Below are 19476 nucleotides of genomic sequence, written 5' to 3'. Positions count from 1 at the left end.
AGACGACAAGGAGGGAGCAAGCATGGAACTTGATCGCAGGAACTTTCTCAAAGGGTCGCTCGCGCTTGGCGGCGCAGCCGCGCTCGGCGCCCTGGCCGGATGCGCCGCGCCGCAGCAAGCAGGCGACGGCCAGGCAAACGATACCGGATCCGAGTCGCAAAAGAACGCCCCCGAAAGCTTCACCGACGGCAAGTGGATCGGCACGGCCATGGGCCACGACGACACGCTGTACGTGCAGGTGACCGTGGCCGGCGGCGACATCGCCGGCGTGAGCGTGCTGCGCTGCGACGACACGATCGGCATCGGCTCCACCGCCGCGCCGATGATGGCCGCGCGCATCCTGGAGGCCAAGAACCTCGACGTGGACACCGTCACCGGCGCCACCACCACCTCGATGGCCGTCCAGACCGCCGTGGCCGACGCCATCGAAAACGCCGGCGGCGACCCGAAGGACTACCGCCTGGGCACCACCGCCCCCAGCGGCGGCACCGCGCAAACCGCCGAGGTGGACGTGGCGTTCATGGGCGCCGGAACCGCGGGCCTTGTCGCGGCGACGCGCCTGCTGGAGGCCGGAATGTCCGTCATCCTGTTCGAGAAGCAGGACATCGCCGGCGGCTCCATGCCCATGACGTACTCGGGCGTGGCCGCTGCGGAATCGCAGCTGCAGACGAACTACGCCCTCGGTCGCGCCGACGAGAACCCCATGTACAAAAAGGAGCTCATGCTGGGCGTCATGCAGAAGTACCTCGTCGCCGAAAACGACCGCTTCGACGGCGCGATGCCCTACCAAACGGCCATGTACTCGAATTCGGGCCAGCTCGTCGATTGGATGCACGGCATGGGCATCGGCTTCTACAGCCTGGGCGTGAACAAAGCCTACGGCGTCACGCCCTACCTGGCCCCAGGCTGCTACATGGGCGGCTGCGGATACGCGAAGGATTTTCTTGTGGACCGCATCAGCGCGCTCGGCGGGCAGATCGTGTACGCCACGGAGGTGACCGAGCTTGCGCAGGATGCCGACGGCCGCGTCACCGGGCTCAAAGCGAAGGGGCGCGACGGCTCCACCTGGACCGTCACGGCGAAAGCGGTGTGCCTCACGTCGGGCGGCTTCGCGGCGAACGAGGAGATGCTTAAAGAGCACTACCCTACTTACGCGGAGTTCAAGTTCAACTGCGCCCCCGGCTCCACCGGCGACGGCATAAAGCTGGGCATGCAGGCGGGCGGCGCCATCGAGTGCATGGGGCGCGAGCTGGGCGCGTTTCTGTCCACCACGAACCAGGCCGGATCGAACTTCGAGATCGCCTTCCTGTACCAGACCACGCCAGGCATCCTCGTGAACGCATCGGGCAAGCAGTTCGGCAACATCATGTCCAACAACCACGGCGTGCTCGGGCGCGCGCTGCTCGACGAGGCCAACGGCGGCGCGTTCTACTACATCACCGACGAAGCGGGCCGCATCACCACGAACAAAAACGAGCTGTACGCCATGGACACGTACAAGTGCCTCGAGCACCGCGGCGACATGGTGCACTACGACTCCGTGGAAGCCGCAGCCGAGGAGCTGGGGCTTCCCGAGCTGGCAGCCACGCTTGAGACGCACAACGCCCACGCGCTCGCCGGCGAGGAGGACGAGTTCGGACGCTCGAAGCTGCCCTACCTGGACACGCACAACGGCATCTGGGTGGTGTCCTGCATCCCCACGTTCTACCTGACCACGGGCGGGCTTGTCATCGACACCGCCGGACACGTGCAAAACGATGCCGGCGAGGCCATCCCCGGCCTGTACGCGGCGGGCGACGTGTGCGGCTCCATCGAGGAGAAGGACGGCCGCCCCTACGCCATGGGTTTCGACGCCGCCCTGAACTACGGCTACCTCATGGCCGAAACCGTGAAAGCCGAGATCTAGCGGGCGGACACCGCATCGCTTTCGGCCCTTCGAACCCAAGCGGCCCCGGCGCAGCCCGCCTCCCGCGCGCCGGGGCCTTCGCGCGCCGGGGCCTTCGTGCGCCGGGGGCGCCCTCTGCGGCCTTCCAACGCGCCGTGCCCTTTGCGCGCCAGAGCCGAAATCCTTGCGAGCCGGACCACCACGCGCCGGATCCTCGTGCGCCGGGCCTCCGCGCGCCGCGCCCTTTGCGCGCCGAGGCCGCGCTCTTTCGCCAGCCGCCCTGCGCTACCCCATGCCCAGCCACGCCCGCACAAAGGGGAGCCGCCCCGTCACGAACGCCACCAAGATGAGTGCCGGCAGTTTCTTCGGTTATGTCAAATTTGGCGAACTTATGTGGTGAGCACCGCTCAGAGTTTTACATATCGTGTCGAACGGCCCCTCCCCTCTTTGCGCACAAGATTCATCCGCTCAAGCTCTGATAAAAGACGAAGGGTGACATCGCGACCGGTATGAGCAAGCCTCTCGATTTCGGCACGTGGCAACGCTACTCCTTTAGGCATTGCAGACAGGATCGCTTTTTGCTCTAGCGTAATCGAGGCCCGAGAAGGAACAGGCAATATCACTTGAACCGACCCTTTTCCCACGTTAAATTCGGGCGCAGCGCCAGTTGGCTCATAGAGGCTTCTGATGCGAAGAATTCCCGTGCCCATTTTCTCGATATAACCAAGTCTAAAGAACAAATTCGCCAAAATGGGATTGCGCGGAGAAGAGAGCATGCCACGCAAGTATTCATCTTCCGTGATGTCGGGCGGCAGACCACCGGGAGACGTAATTTCTATACGATTCTCGAAAAACCGAATAAGAATATCGGCAGGAACATCCCATGTTCGATGAACAAGCGCGTTTGCCACAGCTTCTCGGAAAGCATCTCGGGGCAGTAGATAGTGCGTCTCCCGGGTAATGCCGTCAACAAGCTCATACGAATAGTAGCGATCAAACATACGAAGAGCGGCCTCGTGTTGCCGCAGCACCGATTCCCCAACCACGGTTTCATGATCAAGAATTTGGTCTATGGAGCTTCCGAACTTGGCAATATCCACTCCAGGCGCCGAATTGCGGTCAGCCACCCAAAGCGCCGCGTTATTGAACGTGCCATCTTTCGCTGCAAGATCAAGCGAGCGCAATACATTGAGATCAAGATTATCCACACCAAGCTTGTCATGCAATTCCCGTGAAAGCAATTCAAAACTTAAATCTTGATCAGGGCTTTTAATTCCGTCAAGACTCTGACCGTTTCCGGCAAGCACAAGGCGGCGGTATTCAATCCGGGGGACTTCAACCGTTGCAGCGTCCGCTCGCCAAAAAGCCTTTCCATGATACAGATAAGGCTTATCAGGACTATCGTAGACAATCAAGCTAATTGTTTTATTCGCAGGATCCGGCTTTAGTTCAAACCGAGGAATTGGTTCAATGGAATCATTGATGAGGGTTTCGATGCGCAGGCACTCATCAATTAAGTTACCACGCAATCCAACAATTTCACCATTGTCGGCAATTCCGAAAACAATTGCTCCCGTTGTGTAGTTCGCGAAGGCGCTTACTGTTTCCAGAAATGTGCGAGTGATTTCAGATTTGTATTCAAGAACTGCTGTTTCCCTATGCACTACGACCCCTTTCCGCAATTCTAACCGACGATTTTAACACTTTATGCGTTTTCGTCGTGAATGAAGGACGACGAAAATAGAAATCGTCGGTTTTCGTCGGCGACAAAAATGATGAAAGCCGCAACCTCGGCGAATTACAAAGCGCGGTCCTGCATCCATTAAAATAGTTGGAAAGAGAAGTTTCAACTAAAGAGAAACTTTCAGAACCCCCCCCCCCTCGCCTGGTGCCAAGCAGGCTAGAAACCCTCGCATATCAAGAATATACGTATGTGTGACGCGCAAAGGCGCGCTCGGCTGGGCGCGCCCCGCCCGCGTGCGGGTCCCGCCGCCCGCTTTGCCTCCTCAGCGGGCTGAATGCCACTTTTCGCGGTTTTTGCGATTGCGGTAACAATTACGGCTGCAAGCACGACCACGACTGCGACTGAGTCCGCCGTCACAGCCGTGCTTGCAACCGAAACCGCAGTCGCAAGTTCGCCCAAGCACAGCCGCAGTCTGCCCTGTGGTAAGGAATGCGAAAATTTTCAGCGTCTGGCCGTTCGATCTTCGAAGACCAACCTTTGCGGAGCTTGAATCGCAGTTTCGGCAACATAGTGCATTTTGCGTATTTTATTTCGCATTATTATTGAATAATAATGCGCATTTTCTATACTGTGCTTACTCTGCTGGAGGCCGAAACGAACCGGGGAGGATGCCATGCCCATCAGCGTCACCGCGACGGAAGTCGCCCGCAACTTCAGCGGCGTCATGGAGAAAGCGCGGGCAGCCGGAAGCGTAACCGTCATCAAAAACAGTCGCCCCATCGCTCGAATCACTCCCATTGACGCCGTCAAAGGGGAGCGCAATGCAGAGAGCAAAGCTGTCAGATTGGGGAAAGAATTTATCGACGAATACGCTGACGTCTTTGCCGAGCTCGCAAAATGAAACGCAATTGGGAGTACCTTACTCACAGCGACGTAAGGACCATACACACCCACCTTATCCAAAAGTTCGGCGGCCTCGATGGCTTGAGAGACGAAGGGCTCTTCGATGCCGCATTGGAGCAGCCACGCCAAACATTCGATGGCAAGGACCTTTACCCAACAGCCGCCGAAAAGGCCGCCCGCTACGCATACGGCATTGTCAGGAACCACCCTTTCGCAGATGGCAACAAACGAACAGGGACAGCCTGCATGGGAATGTTCCTTGCTATAAACGGTTTCCGATTCAAACCACGGCACGATAAGTTACTGCAGGTCGTTCTTGCTGTCGCCGACGGGTCGATGGGATACGACGAACTGGCGGCCTGAGTGGACAGGCAGATACAAAAGCCCCAGGACGCCGCGCGCGCCCTGCCACGCGCGCCCGAAATTCGCAAACAGCCCGCCCCTCTTGGCCAGCCGCCCCACGAACGCGGCAATCATACCCGCCGAACCCGCATGACACGGCGCAAAGCCGAAACGCTACCCCAGGCCCAGCCACGTCCGCACGATGGGAAGCCACCCCGCCACGAACACCACCAAGATGAGCGCCGGCAGCACGAAGCGCACGTATCCCCGCGTCCAGCGGGGGAACCGCAGCCCCTTGCCGGCGTCGGCCTCGGCAACAAACGCGTCCCAGCCCCAGCCCTTGCGCGTGGTGCAGAACAAAAGGAACACGAGACCGCCCAAGGGCAGCACGTTGTTGGACATGAGGAAGTCCTCAACCGCCTGGATGTTTCCTATGCCGGGCACCTCGAACCCCGCCCACACGTTGAAGCCCAGAACGCACGGCAGGCTGAGCAGCGCGAGCGCCACACCGTTCGCCAGGGCCGCCCGCTCGCGCAGAAAACCCCACTGGTCCATGCAAAAGCTCACGATCATCTCGAACACGGCGATGACCGTGGACAGCGCTGCGAAGCTCATGAACAAGAAGAACAGGGTGCCCCACACGGCCCCGCCCCACATCTGGGCGAACACGCTCGGCAGCGTGACGAACACCAGCCCCGGCCCCGCCCCCGGCTCCACGCCGTAGGCGAAGCACGCCGGGAAGATGATGAGGCCCGCCATCACGGCCACGAGCACGTCCAGGCCGGCCACGTTGAGCGCCTCGCCCGTCAGGCTGCGCTCCTTGCCAATGTAGCTGCCGAAGATGGACATGGACCCCGCCCCCACCGACACCATGAAAAACGCCTGGCCCATGGCGGCGTACACCGCCTCGGCGAACGTGGACCACTGCTCGGCCGGCGTGGAACCGGCGAACAGCTTGCCGAAGTCCGGCATGAGGTAGAACTCCAGCCCCGCGCCCGCGCCCGGCAGCGTCACCGCCCGCACGCACAGCACGGCCAGCACCACGAACAGGGCCGCCATCATCACCTTGGTCACGCGCTCGATGCCCTTCTGCAGTCCCGCACGCACCACGATCACGCCGATGGCCACCGTCACCAGCATGAACACCGCCATCTCCACCGGGTTTGCCAGCATCTCCTCGTAGACGCCCTGCACTCCGGCGGCGTCCAGCCCGTCAAACGCACCCAGGGCGCTTTTCGCCATGAACGCCAGCATCCAGCCGGTGATGGTGGTGTAGAACATCATGAGCAGGTAGTTCCCGCCGAATGCGATCCACTTGAACCGATGCCAGCGCGTGCCGGCAGGTTCCAGCGCGTTGAAGCTGCCCGCCACGCCTTTGCGGCTTGCGCGCCCCACCGCAAACTCCATCACCAAAATAGGCAGGGCGAACACCAGCAGGAAGAACACGATGAGCAGCACGAACGCCGCGCCGCCGTATTGCCCCACAATATAGGGGAAGCGCCATACGTTGCCCAGCCCAATCGCGCAGCCTGCGCTGATCAGGATGAACCCCAGGCGTGATCCGAATTTCTCGCGTGCCATGGCTCCTCGCTTATCGAAAAGCGTCCGACGGCGGCGCAGCGCGGCCCGCAAGCCGCCCGGTCCTGACGCGCGCCGCGATTCGCAGGCCACGCCTTCGGGAGCAATCCGCGCGCCGCGCTTATCGACCGCAGCTCGCGCATCGCGCCACCGCCAGACGCGAAAAGGCAATGCGAGCAGTGTAGCGTAAAACCAAGCAGCTGGAACACCCTTTTCGGTCGCAAACGCGCTTTCTGCGAATTCCCCATCGAACGAAACCGCACGAGAGGCCGCCCCTCTCTGTCAAACCAGGATCGACCGAGGCAGGGACGGGATCGCCGCGCGCGGCGGCCCGGGCGGCCCGCACCGGGCCCGGCCCGGCCTGCAGCGGCGGCGGCTCGCCAAGAAGGAGGGTCGCCGATGGCGAGAAATCACCGAAGTCGGAAGACGCGGGCGCCCTTTCGCCTTACGGTGGAAGCGAAACCCCTGGTCGGCGATCGCGCATCATCGGCAGAGGGCCCGTCCGGACCGCATTATCTTCCGACTTCGGTGATTTCTCGCCAATATCCCCCCCGTTCCGCTGTTAAACCAGGATTGGCAGAGGCCAGGCCGGTTCGCCGGGCAAAATCCTACCCGTCAGGCGGGGAGGGCCTTGCCCGGCGCCCGACCAGGGAAGGCTCGGTTCGAGATTCGGCAAACACCGGTTCGTGCCAACGGTGGTTTAACAGCGGATGGTTTCTAGCATAGAGGCCCGCCCGAAGCGGCACGGATCGCATCTTGTGTACAGCTCGAGAAGCAGCCTTTCATCCCGATGAGAGAGTTTTCCCAGATCGGGAATCCCAGCGAAATCGCCACTAGCCCCTCGGCGCGTTTTTCCGGGGGAAAATCCATGCACAAAACGCGATCCGCGCCATTTCGTGAGTATCCCAGCGACTTGCAAGCAGTCAATGATATCTGAGCATACAATTACAGAAAAACTGGCCGGGGAAAGCCCAGTCAGTCGAATGCGGAGCCGGGCACGACCGGTCGGATGCGGCCGAGCAGTCACGGCCGGTCGGGCACTGTCGGCAGGGCGTCGCCAGCAGGATGCGACCGAACGGCAATCCCGAGCACGGCACAGCGGCAAAGCAAAGGAAAACGACCCGAACGGACAGATGTTCCCGCATCGCGAAGCGGCAATCGGCAACGGAGACAACGCCGGCGCTTTCCCGCTTGCCCCGCTCGCCTCCCATCCGCCTCGTCGCTCGCCCAAAGCACCGAACGCGTCCAGGGGTATAATCCACCCGACAACCCAACTCGCGCAAAAGGAGGGGCCGTGATCAAACTCGAAGGGCTGCCGCTCGCCATCGCAGCGATGGCGCTTGCGGAGTCCGTGGACTTCATGATGTCCGCGACGCTCATGCACACGCCCCCCCTTCATGATCGCACGCTACCTTGTGAAGATCTCCGTCGCGCTCGCCATCCTCGCACGCCCCAACGCTTTCCGCGCGCTGCTCTCGCGCAAGGCGCTCCCCGCCATCCTCGGCGCAACCGGATGCGCGGGCGCCCTCCTGCTTTTCCTTGCACCCGGCACCGCCGCCGTGATGACCGCCACCGTCCTCGTCTCGGCAAGCGAGGCGTGCCTGTTCGTCGGACAGGCCCTCGTGCTCTTCTCCTCCGCGAACCGCGACATCCTCAAAGCCGCGATGACGGGCATCCTGCTCGCCTTCGGCATCGCGGTCGTGTCCTTCGCCCTGCCGACGGTGTTCTCTCTGCTCATGCAGATTGCCGCCCTATGCTCTCTCTCCGCTTTGGTGAGCAGACCCCACCAACCGCACGATCCCAAGCCCGCCGCCAGTCGGACAGCCGCAGCGCCCGTCATCCCCTGGTCGCTTGTCGCCGTGCTCGCGCTCTTCTCGTTCGGCACCCAGTTCGCCTTCGTGTTCGGCAGCATCGACTGCGACTGGGCGATGGTCTACGCGCTCGGCGTCCTTGCGGGCGCAGGGGTCATGCTGCTCGAATTCCGCGTTTTCTCCGCATCGAGGATATCCACCCTGGACATCACCTGCGCACTGTTCATCGCAGTGCCCGTCATGCTCGTGGGCGCAGGACACAGTTCGGGCGAGGCGTTCATGTCCATCGTGAACGTCGGCGACTGCCTCTTCGTTCCGCGAATGCTCCAGGTGGTGCTGCGCGCGTCCGAGGAGGACTCGACGGATCCCATCAGGGGCGTGTGCCTCGCCCACATCGTCGCAACCTCTTCTTTCATGCTCGCGACCCTGCTTGGGATAACCGGAACGCTTGGCTCGGGAGACGGAACGCTCAAAACGGCGATCTCCATAGCCGTGGCCGCTGGATGCATCTTCAGCGCGTTCATCCTCTACTCGGGCCGCGTGCGCGACGACGCCTTCGAGTACGTGCGGGCAAACGAACGAGCCGAGGCGTACGGCGCGACCACCGAAGACGCGAGCGGTCCGATCTCCCCCGACACGCTCAGACGCGTAGCCGACGAGCTCTACCTCACCCGCCGCGAGACGGAGGTGCTCGCGCTTCTCGTAGGAGGACGCGAGCTCGACGAAGTGGGAAACGAGCTGTGCATTTCGATGAGCACGGTGAAAACCCATGTGCTTCACATTTACCAAAAATTTGGGGTTCATTCCAAACGCGAGCTTGTCGAAGCCGTGAACAGGGAATCCTCTCAGCAAGGCTGAGAAAAACGGCACCGGCTGCGAGGAAAATCAGCCTGCCCGGTTGATGCCGAGCGAAGCCTTTCCCCCTACCGTCGGAGGCGGCCGCAAAACGGCGGCCACACCGAGCGAGGAGGAACAGGGATGGAACTCACCAGAAGAAGCTTCTTGGGAGCGGCGACGATCGGCGCGGGACTCGCAATGGCGGGTCTGGCCGGCTGCGCGGCTCCCGCCGGCAAGAGCGAGGGCGGCGCAGCCGAGGCAGCCGCCGTTCCCGCGAACATCGCGGAGACCGTCGACTGCGACATCGCCGTCGTGGGCTCGGGGGCGGCGGGCTTGGCCGCCTGCGTCGAAGCGGCGCAGAACGGGGCCCACGTCCTCTGCTTGGAGCGCAACAACTTCGCGGGAGGCAACGCCAACCTCACCCGTTGCATCTTCGGCATCGGCTCGTCCATGGAGAAGGCCCAGGGAGAGGAGGCCGACGCCGGCGAATTCGTCCGCATGGAGCTCGAAAGCTCGCAATGCCGCGGCAGCGGGCCGGCCATCGTGGATCTGGCCGAGCATTCCGGCGAGAACATCGACTGGCTTATGGACAACGGCGTCGTCTTCGAATGCCTGGAGCACGGCACCGCCCACAGCTTCACCGGCGCCCCCGCCGGCGGCAACGAGCGCTACGTGACCCCCATGCTCGCCGCATGCGACAAGCTCGGCGTTGAGATACGGCTCAAAACCTGCGCGACGAGCCTCATCCAAGACGAATCGGGAGCGGTCATCGGACTCTACGCCGACGGACCCGACGGCGCCATCCAGGTCAACGCCAAAGCGGTCATCCTCGCAGGAGGCGGCTTCGTGGAGAACGCCGACTACATGCAGGATTTCGGAATAGACCTCTCGAAGTCCATTCAGCTTGGAAATCCGGGACACGACGGGTCGACCATCCAGATGGCGCTCGACGCCGGGGCGAAGAGCAACATGAAGAACGCGGGGTTCCAGCTTTGCATGCAGGTGGACGGCCTTCCCCCGTACACGTCGGGCGGGCTGATGTCGTCCACGATGGGGGATTCCATCCCCATGGCCGTGTGGGTCAACCAAGACTGCAAGCGCTTCGTGAACGAGGACTGCTGCCTTGAGAACTGGGCGATGGCCGACATGACCACCATGGGCAACGACGAGACGTACCTCGTCTGGGATTCAAGGACCCTCGATGCGTTCGTCGAGTACGTGACGGGCAACGGAGCGACGGAGGACGAGGTCATGGCCGAGTTCGAACAAGGCCTCGACGCCGGCGAGATCGTCCAGGCCGACACGCTCGAAGAAGCGGCCGACACCCTCGGCATAGACGCCGACGCCCTTCGCAAGACCATCGACCAGTACAACGCCTTCGCCGAGGCGGGCGTCGACAGCCACTACGGCAAAGGCGCGGAGTTCCTCTGGAAGATAGAGAACGCCCCCTTCACCATCATCCGCTCGAGCCACCTCATCCTCTGCTCGTTCGCAGGCGTGTGCACCGACCTGGACTACCGGGCCCTGCGAAGCACGAAGGAGCCAATACCGGGCCTTTACGCCGTGGGCAACGACGGAGCGATGCTCTGGGCGAGCGAGTACACGATCTGGATGCCGGGCGGCACGAACGCCTGCAACGTCCATTCCGGCCGAACGGCAGCGCGGCACGCAGCCTCCAACCTGTAAACCCGCAAAAGCCGCCAGTCGGCAGAGCGCTTAGCAAGGAGCACGCAAAGGGAGCGGGGCGGAGGCGAGCCGGACGGAGACGCCGACAAGACCGGCCAAATCAGGCGGGAGACACCCGCATGGAGGCTTCGGTGTACACGGGGGCGTCGGGGTTGCCGGAGTACAGGGACAGCTCGGCATCGTACAGATCTCCCGACAGGCGCCAGCCCTGCTCCCGAGCGAACGCGCGCAGGGCGTCGTAGGCGGCGAACAGGGGGTTGGGGGCGTCGGGGTTGCGCCGAGCGTCCGCCAAGTCGATGCGGTTCAGCCAACGCAGGTAGATTCCGGCCGGCTTCACGTGCAGACGATCCGACTCCACGCGTCGCACCAGGCGCATGTCCAAGTGCAGGCCCTTCGCGTAGTCGCCTGTTGCCACGCACGACGCCTCCACCCGGTAGCTACCCAGAAACTCCACCCCCGCCCCGAAGGCCTGGCAGTAGTCCATGTGCTCGTTGACGGCGGAGAGGAACGCATCCTCGGCATCCTCGCTGTACGGCGAGGGCGTTTCAAGGAAGTACTCCTCGGCGCAGGCGCTCACGCGCCACCGGTGCCCCTCCGGCGTGCGGTGGACGCGCCCCGCATCCGGGCCGAACGACGCGATCTCGGGCGAGTCGGCGCCGTCAGGCACGGCAGTGCGCCCGACGGCCGTGCCGCCGCGCATGTCGAATGCGCTGCGCTCGCTGGATACAGCGGCCTCGTCGTACGCATCGCCACCCGCAACGTGCGCATCGCCGCGCTCGCCTGGCGCGCTGTCCTCGCCGAGCGCAACGCGCCCATCAGGTGCATCGCTTCCGCCAGCCCCGGCATCGTCCAGCCACTCCCGCAGCGTCGCGCTGCGGTCGAGCGTGCGACGCAGCACCTCTCGCCTCACCTGCAGCTCGCGGATCTGCTGGTCCATGAGGCCCACGCGCTCCTCCAGCATGCCGTGCAGCCGCGGATCGTCGGGCTGCGCCAGGTACTCCCGAACCTCCCCAAGCGACGCGCCCGAGCTTTGCAGCGCCGACACCAGCATGTAGTCCAAAAATTGGAAATACGAGTACAGCCGGTACCCGTTTTCGGCGCGCACGGCAGGGCGCAGAAGCCCGATGCGATCGTAGTGGCGCAGCGTCTCCTTCGTCGTGCGGCAAAACCGCGCGAACTCCCCCGCTTTCATGAGCTCTTGCACCTGCGTCCTCCCTTCCAATACCGCAGGATTCCCGCGCCGCGCGTTTACGCGCCCGCACGTTCGCATGTCCGCGCATTCCCGCATTCCCGCTTGACTATGGTGTTACCCCATAGTTTAGGGTGGCTGCGAAACGACCGCAAGACGAAAGGAACCCGCGTGAACAAGGCACCGACCGACGCAGCCCCCTCCCCCGCGCATCCCGAAAACCCTGAAGACCCGCACACGCCGCTGGACGCCAAGGGCAACCCGCTGCCCGCGAACTGGCTGGCCCGCGTGGCCGTCATCTGGTGCGGGCAGGCCGTCTCCGTGTTCGCCACCTGCGCGGCCAGCTTCGCCGCCATCTGGTTCGTCACCGAGACCACGTCCTCGCCCGTGTGGCTCTCGCTCGCCTCGGCGGCATCGCTTCTGCCCGTCGCGCTGCTCTCGCCTCTTGGCGGCGTGGCGGCAGACCGACTCAACCGCAAGAAGGTCATGATCATTGCCGACGGCACGGCCGGGCTGTTCTCGCTCGTGCTCGCTATCTGCGCCGTGATCGGGATCGTCAACGTGCCGCTCATGCTGGCGCTTTTGGCCGTGCGCGCTTCGGCGCAGGCGTTCCACGGGCCGGCGCTCACCGCCGCCATGCCCCGCCTGGTGCCCGCCGACCAGCTTGTGCGCATCAACACCCTGGACCAAGCGCTCACCAGCCTCTCCGCCATCGCGGGGCCAGCGCTCGGCATCCTGCTGTACAACGTGGTGGGATTCCACGGCGTTATGCTGCTCGACGCCGCCTGCGCAGCCGTCGCCTGCGCCTGCCTGACCATCGCACGCATCCCAACGCCCGAACGGTCCGACGCATCGCGGCAAAGCGTCCTGGCCGACCTGCGCGAGGGCGCCTCGTTCGTCCTGCACGACCGGGGGCTTCGCAGCCTCATGCTGTTCGTCATGGCAACGATGCTTCTGCTCATGCCCGCAAGCTCGCTCGCCCCGCTCATGACCTACCAGCACTTCGGCGGCGACGGATACCAGGCATCTCTTGTGGAGGCCGTGTTCGGCGTCGGCATGCTGGCGGGATCGGCCGTCGCGTTTGCCTGGGGCGGCAAGAGGCGCCTTGCGCCGGTCATCATCGCATCAGGCGCGGCGACGGGGCTGGCTCTCGCCGGATGCGGGCTTTTGCAGCACGACCAATTCCCCTTGTTCGCCGTGCTCATGGGAGTGGCAGCCGCAGCCCTGGGCTGCTACAACGCGCCCATCCTACCCATCATGCAAAGGCGCACGCCGGAGGAGAAGACAGGCCGCGTGATGGGCATCTTTTTGACCGGATCGTCGCTTGCGGCACCTGTGGGACTGTCGTTTTCGGGGTTTGCGGCCGAGGCCGTGGGAATTGCGAACTGGTTTCTGATCTGCGGCGTCCTCATCGTTGTCGCCTGCGTGGCGGCTGCGGCCAGCAAGGGCATCCGCCTTTTGGACGAAACCGGGGAGACAAGCGACGAGAAGGGCGACGCGAGCTGACGGCAGGCGGCGCGGGCGGGCGCGCCAACCCCGGTGCGTTTGCGATCCAAGCTCAACCGGCGGTTCGGATTGCGGCCCTAACCGATGGCGCGCGGCAAGGAGGGCAGGTCTGGCGGGCCGGGTCTGCCCGCCAGACCTGTCGTGTTGCATCCGTCCGCCGCACCCCGTCCGTCGTCGCGCCCGTCTGCCGCTTCGCGCCTATCTCGCCCCGCCGCAAGCCCTACGCATTGCGCAGAAACGCCTCGTAGCCCTTGCGCGCCTCGTAGATGTCGGCCTTGCTCGTCACCTCCCACGGGCTGTGCATGGAAAGCACCGCCACGCCGGAATCGATGACGTCCATGCCGTACTCGGCCGGGATGTAGGCGATGGTCCCGCCGCCGCCCGCGTCCACGCGGCCCAGCTCGGCCGTCTGAAACGCCACGCCCGCCTCGTCCATCACGCGGCGCACGCGCGCCACGAACTCGGCGCTCGCATCGTTGCTGCCGCTTTTGCCGCGCGCGCCCGTGTACTTGTTGAACACCAGGCCGCGGCCCAGATACGCCGTGTTCTTCGCCTCGAACACATCAGCGTGCGCAGGATCGAACCCGGCCGACACGTCCGAGGACAGCATGCTGGAAGCCGCCAGCGCCCGGCGCAGCGGCAAGGGCCCGCCCTCGCCCGCCAGCTCCATGATCTCGGCCATCGTGTTCTCGAAGAACCGCGAGGTCATGCCCGTGGCGCCCACGCTGCCTATCTCCTCTTTGTCCACCAGGATGCAGACGGCGGCCTTCTCAAGCGCGCAATCGGCCACGGCCAGTTGTGCCATAAGCGAGGTGTAGGCGCACACACGGTCGTCCTGCCCGTAGCCTATGACCATGCTGCGGTCGAACCCCAGCTCGCGCGCGCGGCCGGCCGGCACCACCTCCAGCTCCGCCGAGAGGAAGTCCTCCTCCGCAATGCCGTACTTGTCGGCGAGCAGCTTGAGGGCGAACGCCTTCACCGGCTCCTTCGCGCCCTCGCCGGACGCGCCTTTCCCGGACGCGCCCTCGCCCTTCGCGTCCCCGCCGGACGCAGCCGCGCCTGCGCCAGCCGCATCCGCGCCGGCCGCACCCGCGTCCTCGCCCCGCGCGTCATCGCCCGCACCCGCAGCGTCACCCATGCCCTCGCCGATCACCAGCGGCCGATTGCCCACCAGCACATCAAGCGCCTCGCCTTCCACCACGTCCGACGCCTTCTTGCCCATCTGCTTGTTCGCCAGATGAATGAGCAAGTCGGTCACGCAGAACACGGGGTCGTCCGGGTCGTCGCCCACCCGCACGTCCACCACGCTCCCATCGGTTTTGGCCACCACGCCGTGCAGGGCCAAGGGCAGCGTCACCCACTGGTAGTGCTTGATGCCGCCGTAGTAATGCGTGTCCAGCAACGCGAAGTCGCTCGCCTCGTACAGGGGATTCTGCTTGATGTCCAGGCGCGGACTGTCGATATGCGCCCCCAAGATGTTGAGGCCCCGCTCCAGCGGAGCGGAACCCAGCTGCACCAAGATGAGCGCCTTGCCGTGCAGAAGCGCCCACACCTTGTCGCCCGCTTTGAGCGGCCGTCCCGCGCGCACCGCCTCGTTAAGGCTCACGTATCCGCGCTCCTTCGCCATCGCAACCGCCGTTCGGGCGCACTCGCGCTCGGTCTTGTTCTCGGAGATGAAGTCGATGTAGCCTGCGGCCAGGCGCTCCAACTCCTCAAGCTCTGTCTCGCCGTACCTTTTCCACGCCGTCTCTCGTTCCATGCGCGCCGCCTTTCATCGTTGGATGTTTCGCGCCTATTATGCCTCATTTCGTCCGCGCGGGAATCCCAACGCGCGCAGACAGAAGCCCCCGAAAAGTAACCGTTCGGTAAACTCGATGAAGATTGCGCATTCCCGGCGGGAACGCTCGAGGAAAATCTACCATGAGTAAACGATACACTTACCTATGCGCAACGGACGCGCGCAGGGCGGGGGCGAGACGCGCGGCCCCCGTCCCGGCGAGGCGAACCGCGCGCCGAAAGGCATTCCATGCTCCAACTGCTCAATATATGCAAGTCCTACACCACGGCCAACTTCACCCAGACCGCGCTCGACCACGTGTCGGTGTCCTTCCGCGACAACGAGTTCGTGGCAATCCTTGGCCCCTCGGGCTCGGGCAAGACCACGCTGCTCAACATTGTGGGAGGACTCGACCATTACGATGCGGGCAACCTCATCATCGACGGCGTGTCCACCGAACAGTACAAAGACCGCGACTGGGACACCTACCGCAACAACCGCATCGGCTTCGTGTTCCAAAGCTACAACCTCATCCCGCACCAAACGGTGCTTTCCAACGTGGAGCTGGCGCTCACGCTTTCCGGCGTGTCCCGCGCCGAGCGCCGCGAGCGCGCCATCGAAGCCCTGCAGAAAGTGGGCCTGGGCGACCACGTGAACAAAAAGCCCAGCCAGCTTTCCGGCGGCCAGATGCAGCGCGTGGCCATCGCCCGCGCCCTCATCAACGACCCGGAGATCCTACTAGCCGACGAGCCCACCGGCGCCCTCGACTCCAAGACAAGCGTGCAGATCATGGACCTGCTCACCGAGATAGCCAACGACCGCCTGGTCATCATGGTCACGCACAACCCGGAACTGGCCGAGCAGTACGCCACGCGCATCGTCACGCTGGCCGACGGCGTCATCAAAAGCGACACCGACCCCTTCGATCCGGGCCTGGACGGCATGCCCGCAAGCGACAAGCCCGTCCGCAAAACCAGCATGTCGTTTCTGACCGCGCTTTCGCTTTCGTTCAACAACCTCATGACTAAGAAGGGCCGCACCCTTATGACCGCGTTCGCGGGGTCTATCGGCATCATCGGCATCGCGGCCATCCTGGCGCTCGCCAACGGCGTGAACAACTACATCAAAACGGTGGAGGAGGACACCCTTTCCGAATACCCGCTGCAAATCCAAAGCAGCGGCTTCGACATGACCTCCATGATGCTGGGCGCAAGCGTCGAGGCGGGCGAGACGGCCGCCAGCGCCGAGGAAGGCGGCGACGAGTCCGTGCACGTGACGGAGATGGTCACCAACATGTTCTCGAGCATCGGCAGCAACGACCTGGCCTCGCTCAAAGAGTACCTGGACAGCGGGCAGAGCGGCATCGAGCAGTACACGAGCACCATCGAGTACAGCTACGACGTCACCCCGCAGCTTTTTAGCTCCAACACCGAGAACCTGCGCCAGGTGAACCCCGACACGTCGTTCTCGGCGCTGGGGCTGGGGTCCGCCACCAGTTCCAACAGCATGATGTCCACCATGATGAGCACCGACGTGTTCTACGAAATGCCCAGCGACCCGGCGCTCTACGAGGATCAGTACGATATCAAGGCGGGACGCTGGCCCGAAAGCTACAACGAATGCGTGCTCGTGCTCACCAGCAGCGGCTCCATCAGCGACTTCATGCTGTACACGTTGGGGCTGCGCGACGTCTCGGAGCTGGACTCCATGGTGCGCCAGTTCGCCGCCGAGGAAGAGGTGACCACGCCTGATGACCTGGGGCAGCCCTCTTACGACGACATCCTCAACGTCACGTTCAAGCTGGTGAACGCTTGCGACTACTATGCGTACGACGAGGGATACGGCGTGTGGACCGACCGCTCTGACGACGACGCCTACATGCGCGAGCTGGTGGCAAACGGCGAGGATGTCCGCATCGTGGGCATCGTGCAGCCGGGCGAGGACGGCCCCACCATGCTGGGTTCCGGCACCATCTACTACCCCGCGTCGCTCACCGAGCACGTGGTGGAGCAGGCCGCCGCAAGCCGAATCGTGCAGGACCAACTGGCCGACCCGTCCGTGAACGTGTTCACCGGCAAGCCCTTCGGCGAGGAGGACGACCGGGAAGATGGCTTCGACATGGAGTCGCTGTTCACCATCGACGGCAGCAAGCTGCAGGCGGCGTTCACCATCGACCAGAGCGCGCTCACAAGCGGCATGTCGGGGTTGTCGCTCGACCTTTCGGGGCTGTCGTTGAACGCGGGGTCGCTGCCGGCCTTCGACGCGTCGGGCATCAGCGTGGACCCCGGCGGCATCGACCTTGGCGGCATGATGGACTTCAGCGACCTGAAGCTGGACCTGAGCACCGTGCAGCCCAGTATGGACACGGAGAAGGTGCAGGCCGCCATGGCCGAGGTCATGGGCGGGTTCTCCGAGTGGTACCGGGAGTGGATGATCACCGCCGAGGGCCCCACCGACCTGGACGCCGCGCTGCAAGCCTACTTCGCCAGCGCGGAGGTGCAGGAAAAACTCGCGACCGCCATCAGGGACTCCATCGACATGGAGCAGGCCGGCGCAGCACTTGAGGCCCAGCTGCAGGCGCAGCTTTCCGAGAAGATGCAACAGGCCGTGCCCGCCATGGCTCAGGAGCTGCAGGGCCAGCTGCAGTCGTCTGTTCAGACGGCCATGAGCAGCTATATGCAAACCGTCATGACCTCCTACATGCAGCAGATGTCGTCCGCCATTCAAACGCAGGTGTCAACCGCCATGCAGCAGTCGATGAGCCAGCTGTCGGCCAACATGGCCAACGCCATGAGCATCGACGAGGCGGCTTTCGCCGACGCGTTCCAGATGAACATGAGCGAGGAGGAGCTGGGCGCGCTCATGATGTCGCTCATGAGCACCGAGGAGGCCAGCTACGACGGCAACCTCAAAAAGCTCGGCTACGCCGATTTCGCCAAACCCGCCGGCATCGACATCTACCCGGTGGACTTCGAGAGCAAAGAGCAGGTCGTTGCCATCTTGGACGCCTACAACGACCGCATGGTCGCCGACAGCCAGGACGACAAGGTGATCACCTACACCGACTTCGTGGGCGCGCTCATGTCCTCGGTCACCGACATCGTGAACATGATCAGCTACGTGCTGGTGGCGTTCGTGGCAATTTCGCTGGTGGTGAGTTCCATCATGATCGGGGTCATCACCTACATCAGCGTGCTCGAGCGCAAGAAGGAGATCGGCATCCTGCGCTCCATCGGCGCCAGCAAGCGCGACATCAGCCGCGTGTTCAACGCCGAGACCATCATCGTGGGGCTGACGGCGGGCATCATCGGCATCGGGCTGACCTTGCTGGGATGCATCCCCGTCAACGCCATCGTGTACTCGCTGTTCGACGTGCCCAACGTGGCGCTGCTCCCCTGGCAGGCCGCCGTGGTGCTCATAGCCATCAGCGTGCTGCTCACCTTCGTGGCCGGCCTGTTCCCCTCCAGCGCCGCCAGCAGGAAAGACCCTGTGGAGGCGCTGAGAAGCGAGTAGCGGGCAGGTTTCGATGGCGGCCAGGACGCTCGGGCCGCCACCTGCCGGGGGGGTCGGGCCGCCGCCTGCGGGGGGACCGCCCGTCAAGGATGGCCCGCCCCCCGATGCGCGCTTTTCGACCTCAGATGGTCAAAATCGGTGCAAGTCGGGGGATTTTCGACCCCCAGAACCGAAGCCGTCGGCAAAAGCCCTGTTCACGGAAATCGCTTCCCTACTCGGAACTGAAAAATCCCCCGACTTGCACCGGTTTTGACCATCAAGGGCTAAAAAGCGCGCATCGAGCCTTCGGAAGCCCGCCCCGAAACGCGCTCTGGCCGCGAACGGCGCCCTGCGGCGCTCCGCAGGCGCCCCTCGCGCGGCCCGAGCGCCTCCCAGTCGGTAAAACACCAAGTCGCGAAAAACGAGGCCTGCCCGCTCCGCCCGAAAAGGCTCCCGAAACTGCCGCAGCCTGCCGTTTGCGGCCAGAAGCCTCTTGGAGTGAGCGCCGAGGTCGAAGGCCGGAGCCGGGCCAGACCGGAACCGAGGCCGGAGCCGAGCCAAAACCAGGGCGAAGTTGAGCCGGCCTGCAACCGGGGCAGGCCCCGCCGCCCCGCCTCAGGCCAGCACGAACGCAACGAGGAAGGCGGCTGCGGCAATCCACATGAGGGGCTTCACCTCGCGGGCGCGCCCACGCGCCACCCTAATGGCACAGTACGAAATGAAACCCCGCCCAACACCGTTCGATATGGGATAGATCCCGGGAGCGGCGAACATCGTGATAAGCAT

Annotated in this window: 11 protein-coding genes; 7 read left to right on the top strand and 4 right to left on the bottom strand. The window is 63.9% G+C overall.

The window, feature by feature from the left end:
• Positions 1–22: 22 nt before the first annotated feature.
• A complete protein-coding gene (locus ACWKY3_RS03350) occupies positions 23–1906 on the top strand; it encodes an FAD-binding protein (RefSeq protein ID WP_449315000.1) in 1884 nt (627 codons plus the stop codon).
• A gap of 386 nt (positions 1907–2292) precedes the next feature.
• Here ACWKY3_RS03350 and ACWKY3_RS03345 read toward each other — a convergent pair whose 3' ends face one another.
• Positions 2293–3549 (bottom strand): ATP-binding protein, encoded by a 1257-nt coding sequence (locus ACWKY3_RS03345; protein WP_449314999.1) that lies wholly within the window; start codon positions 3547–3549, stop codon positions 2293–2295.
• 693 nt (positions 3550–4242) lie between these two features.
• Here ACWKY3_RS03345 and ACWKY3_RS03340 point away from each other — a divergent pair.
• Together ACWKY3_RS03340 and ACWKY3_RS03335 are read left to right on the top strand one after the other, a co-directional pair.
• Positions 4243–4470: a type II toxin-antitoxin system Phd/YefM family antitoxin gene (locus ACWKY3_RS03340; RefSeq protein WP_449314998.1), complete on the top strand. Its 228-nt coding sequence runs from the start codon at positions 4243–4245 to the stop codon at positions 4468–4470.
• Positions 4467–4835 carry a type II toxin-antitoxin system death-on-curing family toxin gene (locus ACWKY3_RS03335; protein ID WP_449314997.1) on the top strand — a complete coding sequence of 123 codons (369 nt, stop codon included), beginning with the start codon at positions 4467–4469 and terminating at the stop codon, positions 4833–4835. Before ACWKY3_RS03340 ends, ACWKY3_RS03335 begins: the two co-directional genes overlap by 4 nt.
• Before the next feature lie 153 nt (positions 4836–4988).
• Here ACWKY3_RS03335 and ACWKY3_RS03330 read toward each other — a convergent pair whose 3' ends face one another.
• Positions 4989–6395, bottom strand: coding sequence for a sodium-dependent transporter (locus ACWKY3_RS03330; RefSeq protein ID WP_449314996.1), 1407 nt, complete (start codon positions 6393–6395; stop codon positions 4989–4991).
• A gap of 1394 nt (positions 6396–7789) precedes the next feature.
• Between ACWKY3_RS03330 and ACWKY3_RS03325 the strand changes: the two genes are divergently transcribed.
• Together ACWKY3_RS03325 and ACWKY3_RS03320 are read left to right on the top strand one after the other, a co-directional pair.
• Complete coding sequence (locus ACWKY3_RS03325; protein ID WP_449314995.1) at positions 7790–9061, top strand: helix-turn-helix transcriptional regulator; 1272 nt, start codon at positions 7790–7792, stop codon at positions 9059–9061.
• Positions 9062–9181: 120 nt separating this feature from the next.
• Entirely contained in the window at positions 9182–10726 is a 1545-nt protein-coding gene (locus ACWKY3_RS03320) for an FAD-dependent oxidoreductase (RefSeq protein ID WP_449314994.1), read from the top strand.
• A gap of 100 nt (positions 10727–10826) precedes the next feature.
• On the opposite strand, the gene ACWKY3_RS03315 is transcribed toward ACWKY3_RS03320, so the two are convergent.
• Entirely contained in the window at positions 10827–11930 is a 1104-nt protein-coding gene (locus ACWKY3_RS03315; protein ID WP_449314993.1) for a MerR family DNA-binding transcriptional regulator, read from the bottom strand.
• Between the two features lie 156 nt (positions 11931–12086).
• On the opposite strand from ACWKY3_RS03315, the gene ACWKY3_RS03310 reads away from it, so the two are divergent.
• On the top strand, positions 12087–13421 hold the full coding sequence (locus tag ACWKY3_RS03310) for an MFS transporter (RefSeq protein ID WP_449314992.1): 1335 nt from the start codon (positions 12087–12089) through the stop codon (positions 13419–13421).
• Positions 13422–13641: 220 nt separating this feature from the next.
• Here the strand turns inward: ACWKY3_RS03310 and ACWKY3_RS03305 are convergent, their stop codons facing one another.
• The gene (locus tag ACWKY3_RS03305; protein WP_449314991.1) at positions 13642–15180 is read right to left on the bottom strand and encodes an aminopeptidase; all 1539 of its coding nucleotides are present in this window, start codon (positions 15178–15180) and stop codon (positions 13642–13644) included.
• A gap of 267 nt (positions 15181–15447) precedes the next feature.
• Here ACWKY3_RS03305 and ACWKY3_RS03300 point away from each other — a divergent pair, with 267 nt between their 5' ends.
• The gene (locus tag ACWKY3_RS03300) at positions 15448–18711 is read left to right on the top strand and encodes an ATP-binding cassette domain-containing protein (RefSeq protein WP_449314990.1); all 3264 of its coding nucleotides are present in this window, start codon (positions 15448–15450) and stop codon (positions 18709–18711) included.
• The last annotated feature ends 765 nt before the right edge of the window (positions 18712–19476 follow it).

It is taken from the genome of Rubneribacter sp., assembly GCF_965361815.1.
The sequence above is the reverse complement of the archived record's forward strand: the minus strand, read 5'-3'. Positions and strand labels throughout refer to the sequence as shown.

Coding starts and splice junctions, on each gene's coding strand:
- ACWKY3_RS03350 (WP_449315000.1), top strand. CDS start 23: ATGGAACTTGATCGCAGGAACTTTCTCAAAGGGTCGCTCGCGCTTGGC.
- ACWKY3_RS03340 (WP_449314998.1), top strand. CDS start 4,243: ATGCCCATCAGCGTCACCGCGACGGAAGTCGCCCGCAACTTCAGCGGC.
- ACWKY3_RS03335 (WP_449314997.1), top strand. CDS start 4,467: ATGAAACGCAATTGGGAGTACCTTACTCACAGCGACGTAAGGACCATA.
- ACWKY3_RS03330 (WP_449314996.1), bottom strand. CDS start 6,395: ATGGCACGCGAGAAATTCGGATCACGCCTGGGGTTCATCCTGATCAGC.
- ACWKY3_RS03325 (WP_449314995.1), top strand. CDS start 7,790: ATGATCGCACGCTACCTTGTGAAGATCTCCGTCGCGCTCGCCATCCTC.
- ACWKY3_RS03320 (WP_449314994.1), top strand. CDS start 9,182: ATGGAACTCACCAGAAGAAGCTTCTTGGGAGCGGCGACGATCGGCGCG.
- ACWKY3_RS03305 (WP_449314991.1), bottom strand. CDS start 15,180: ATGGAACGAGAGACGGCGTGGAAAAGGTACGGCGAGACAGAGCTTGAG.
- ACWKY3_RS03300 (WP_449314990.1), top strand. CDS start 15,448: ATGCTCCAACTGCTCAATATATGCAAGTCCTACACCACGGCCAACTTC.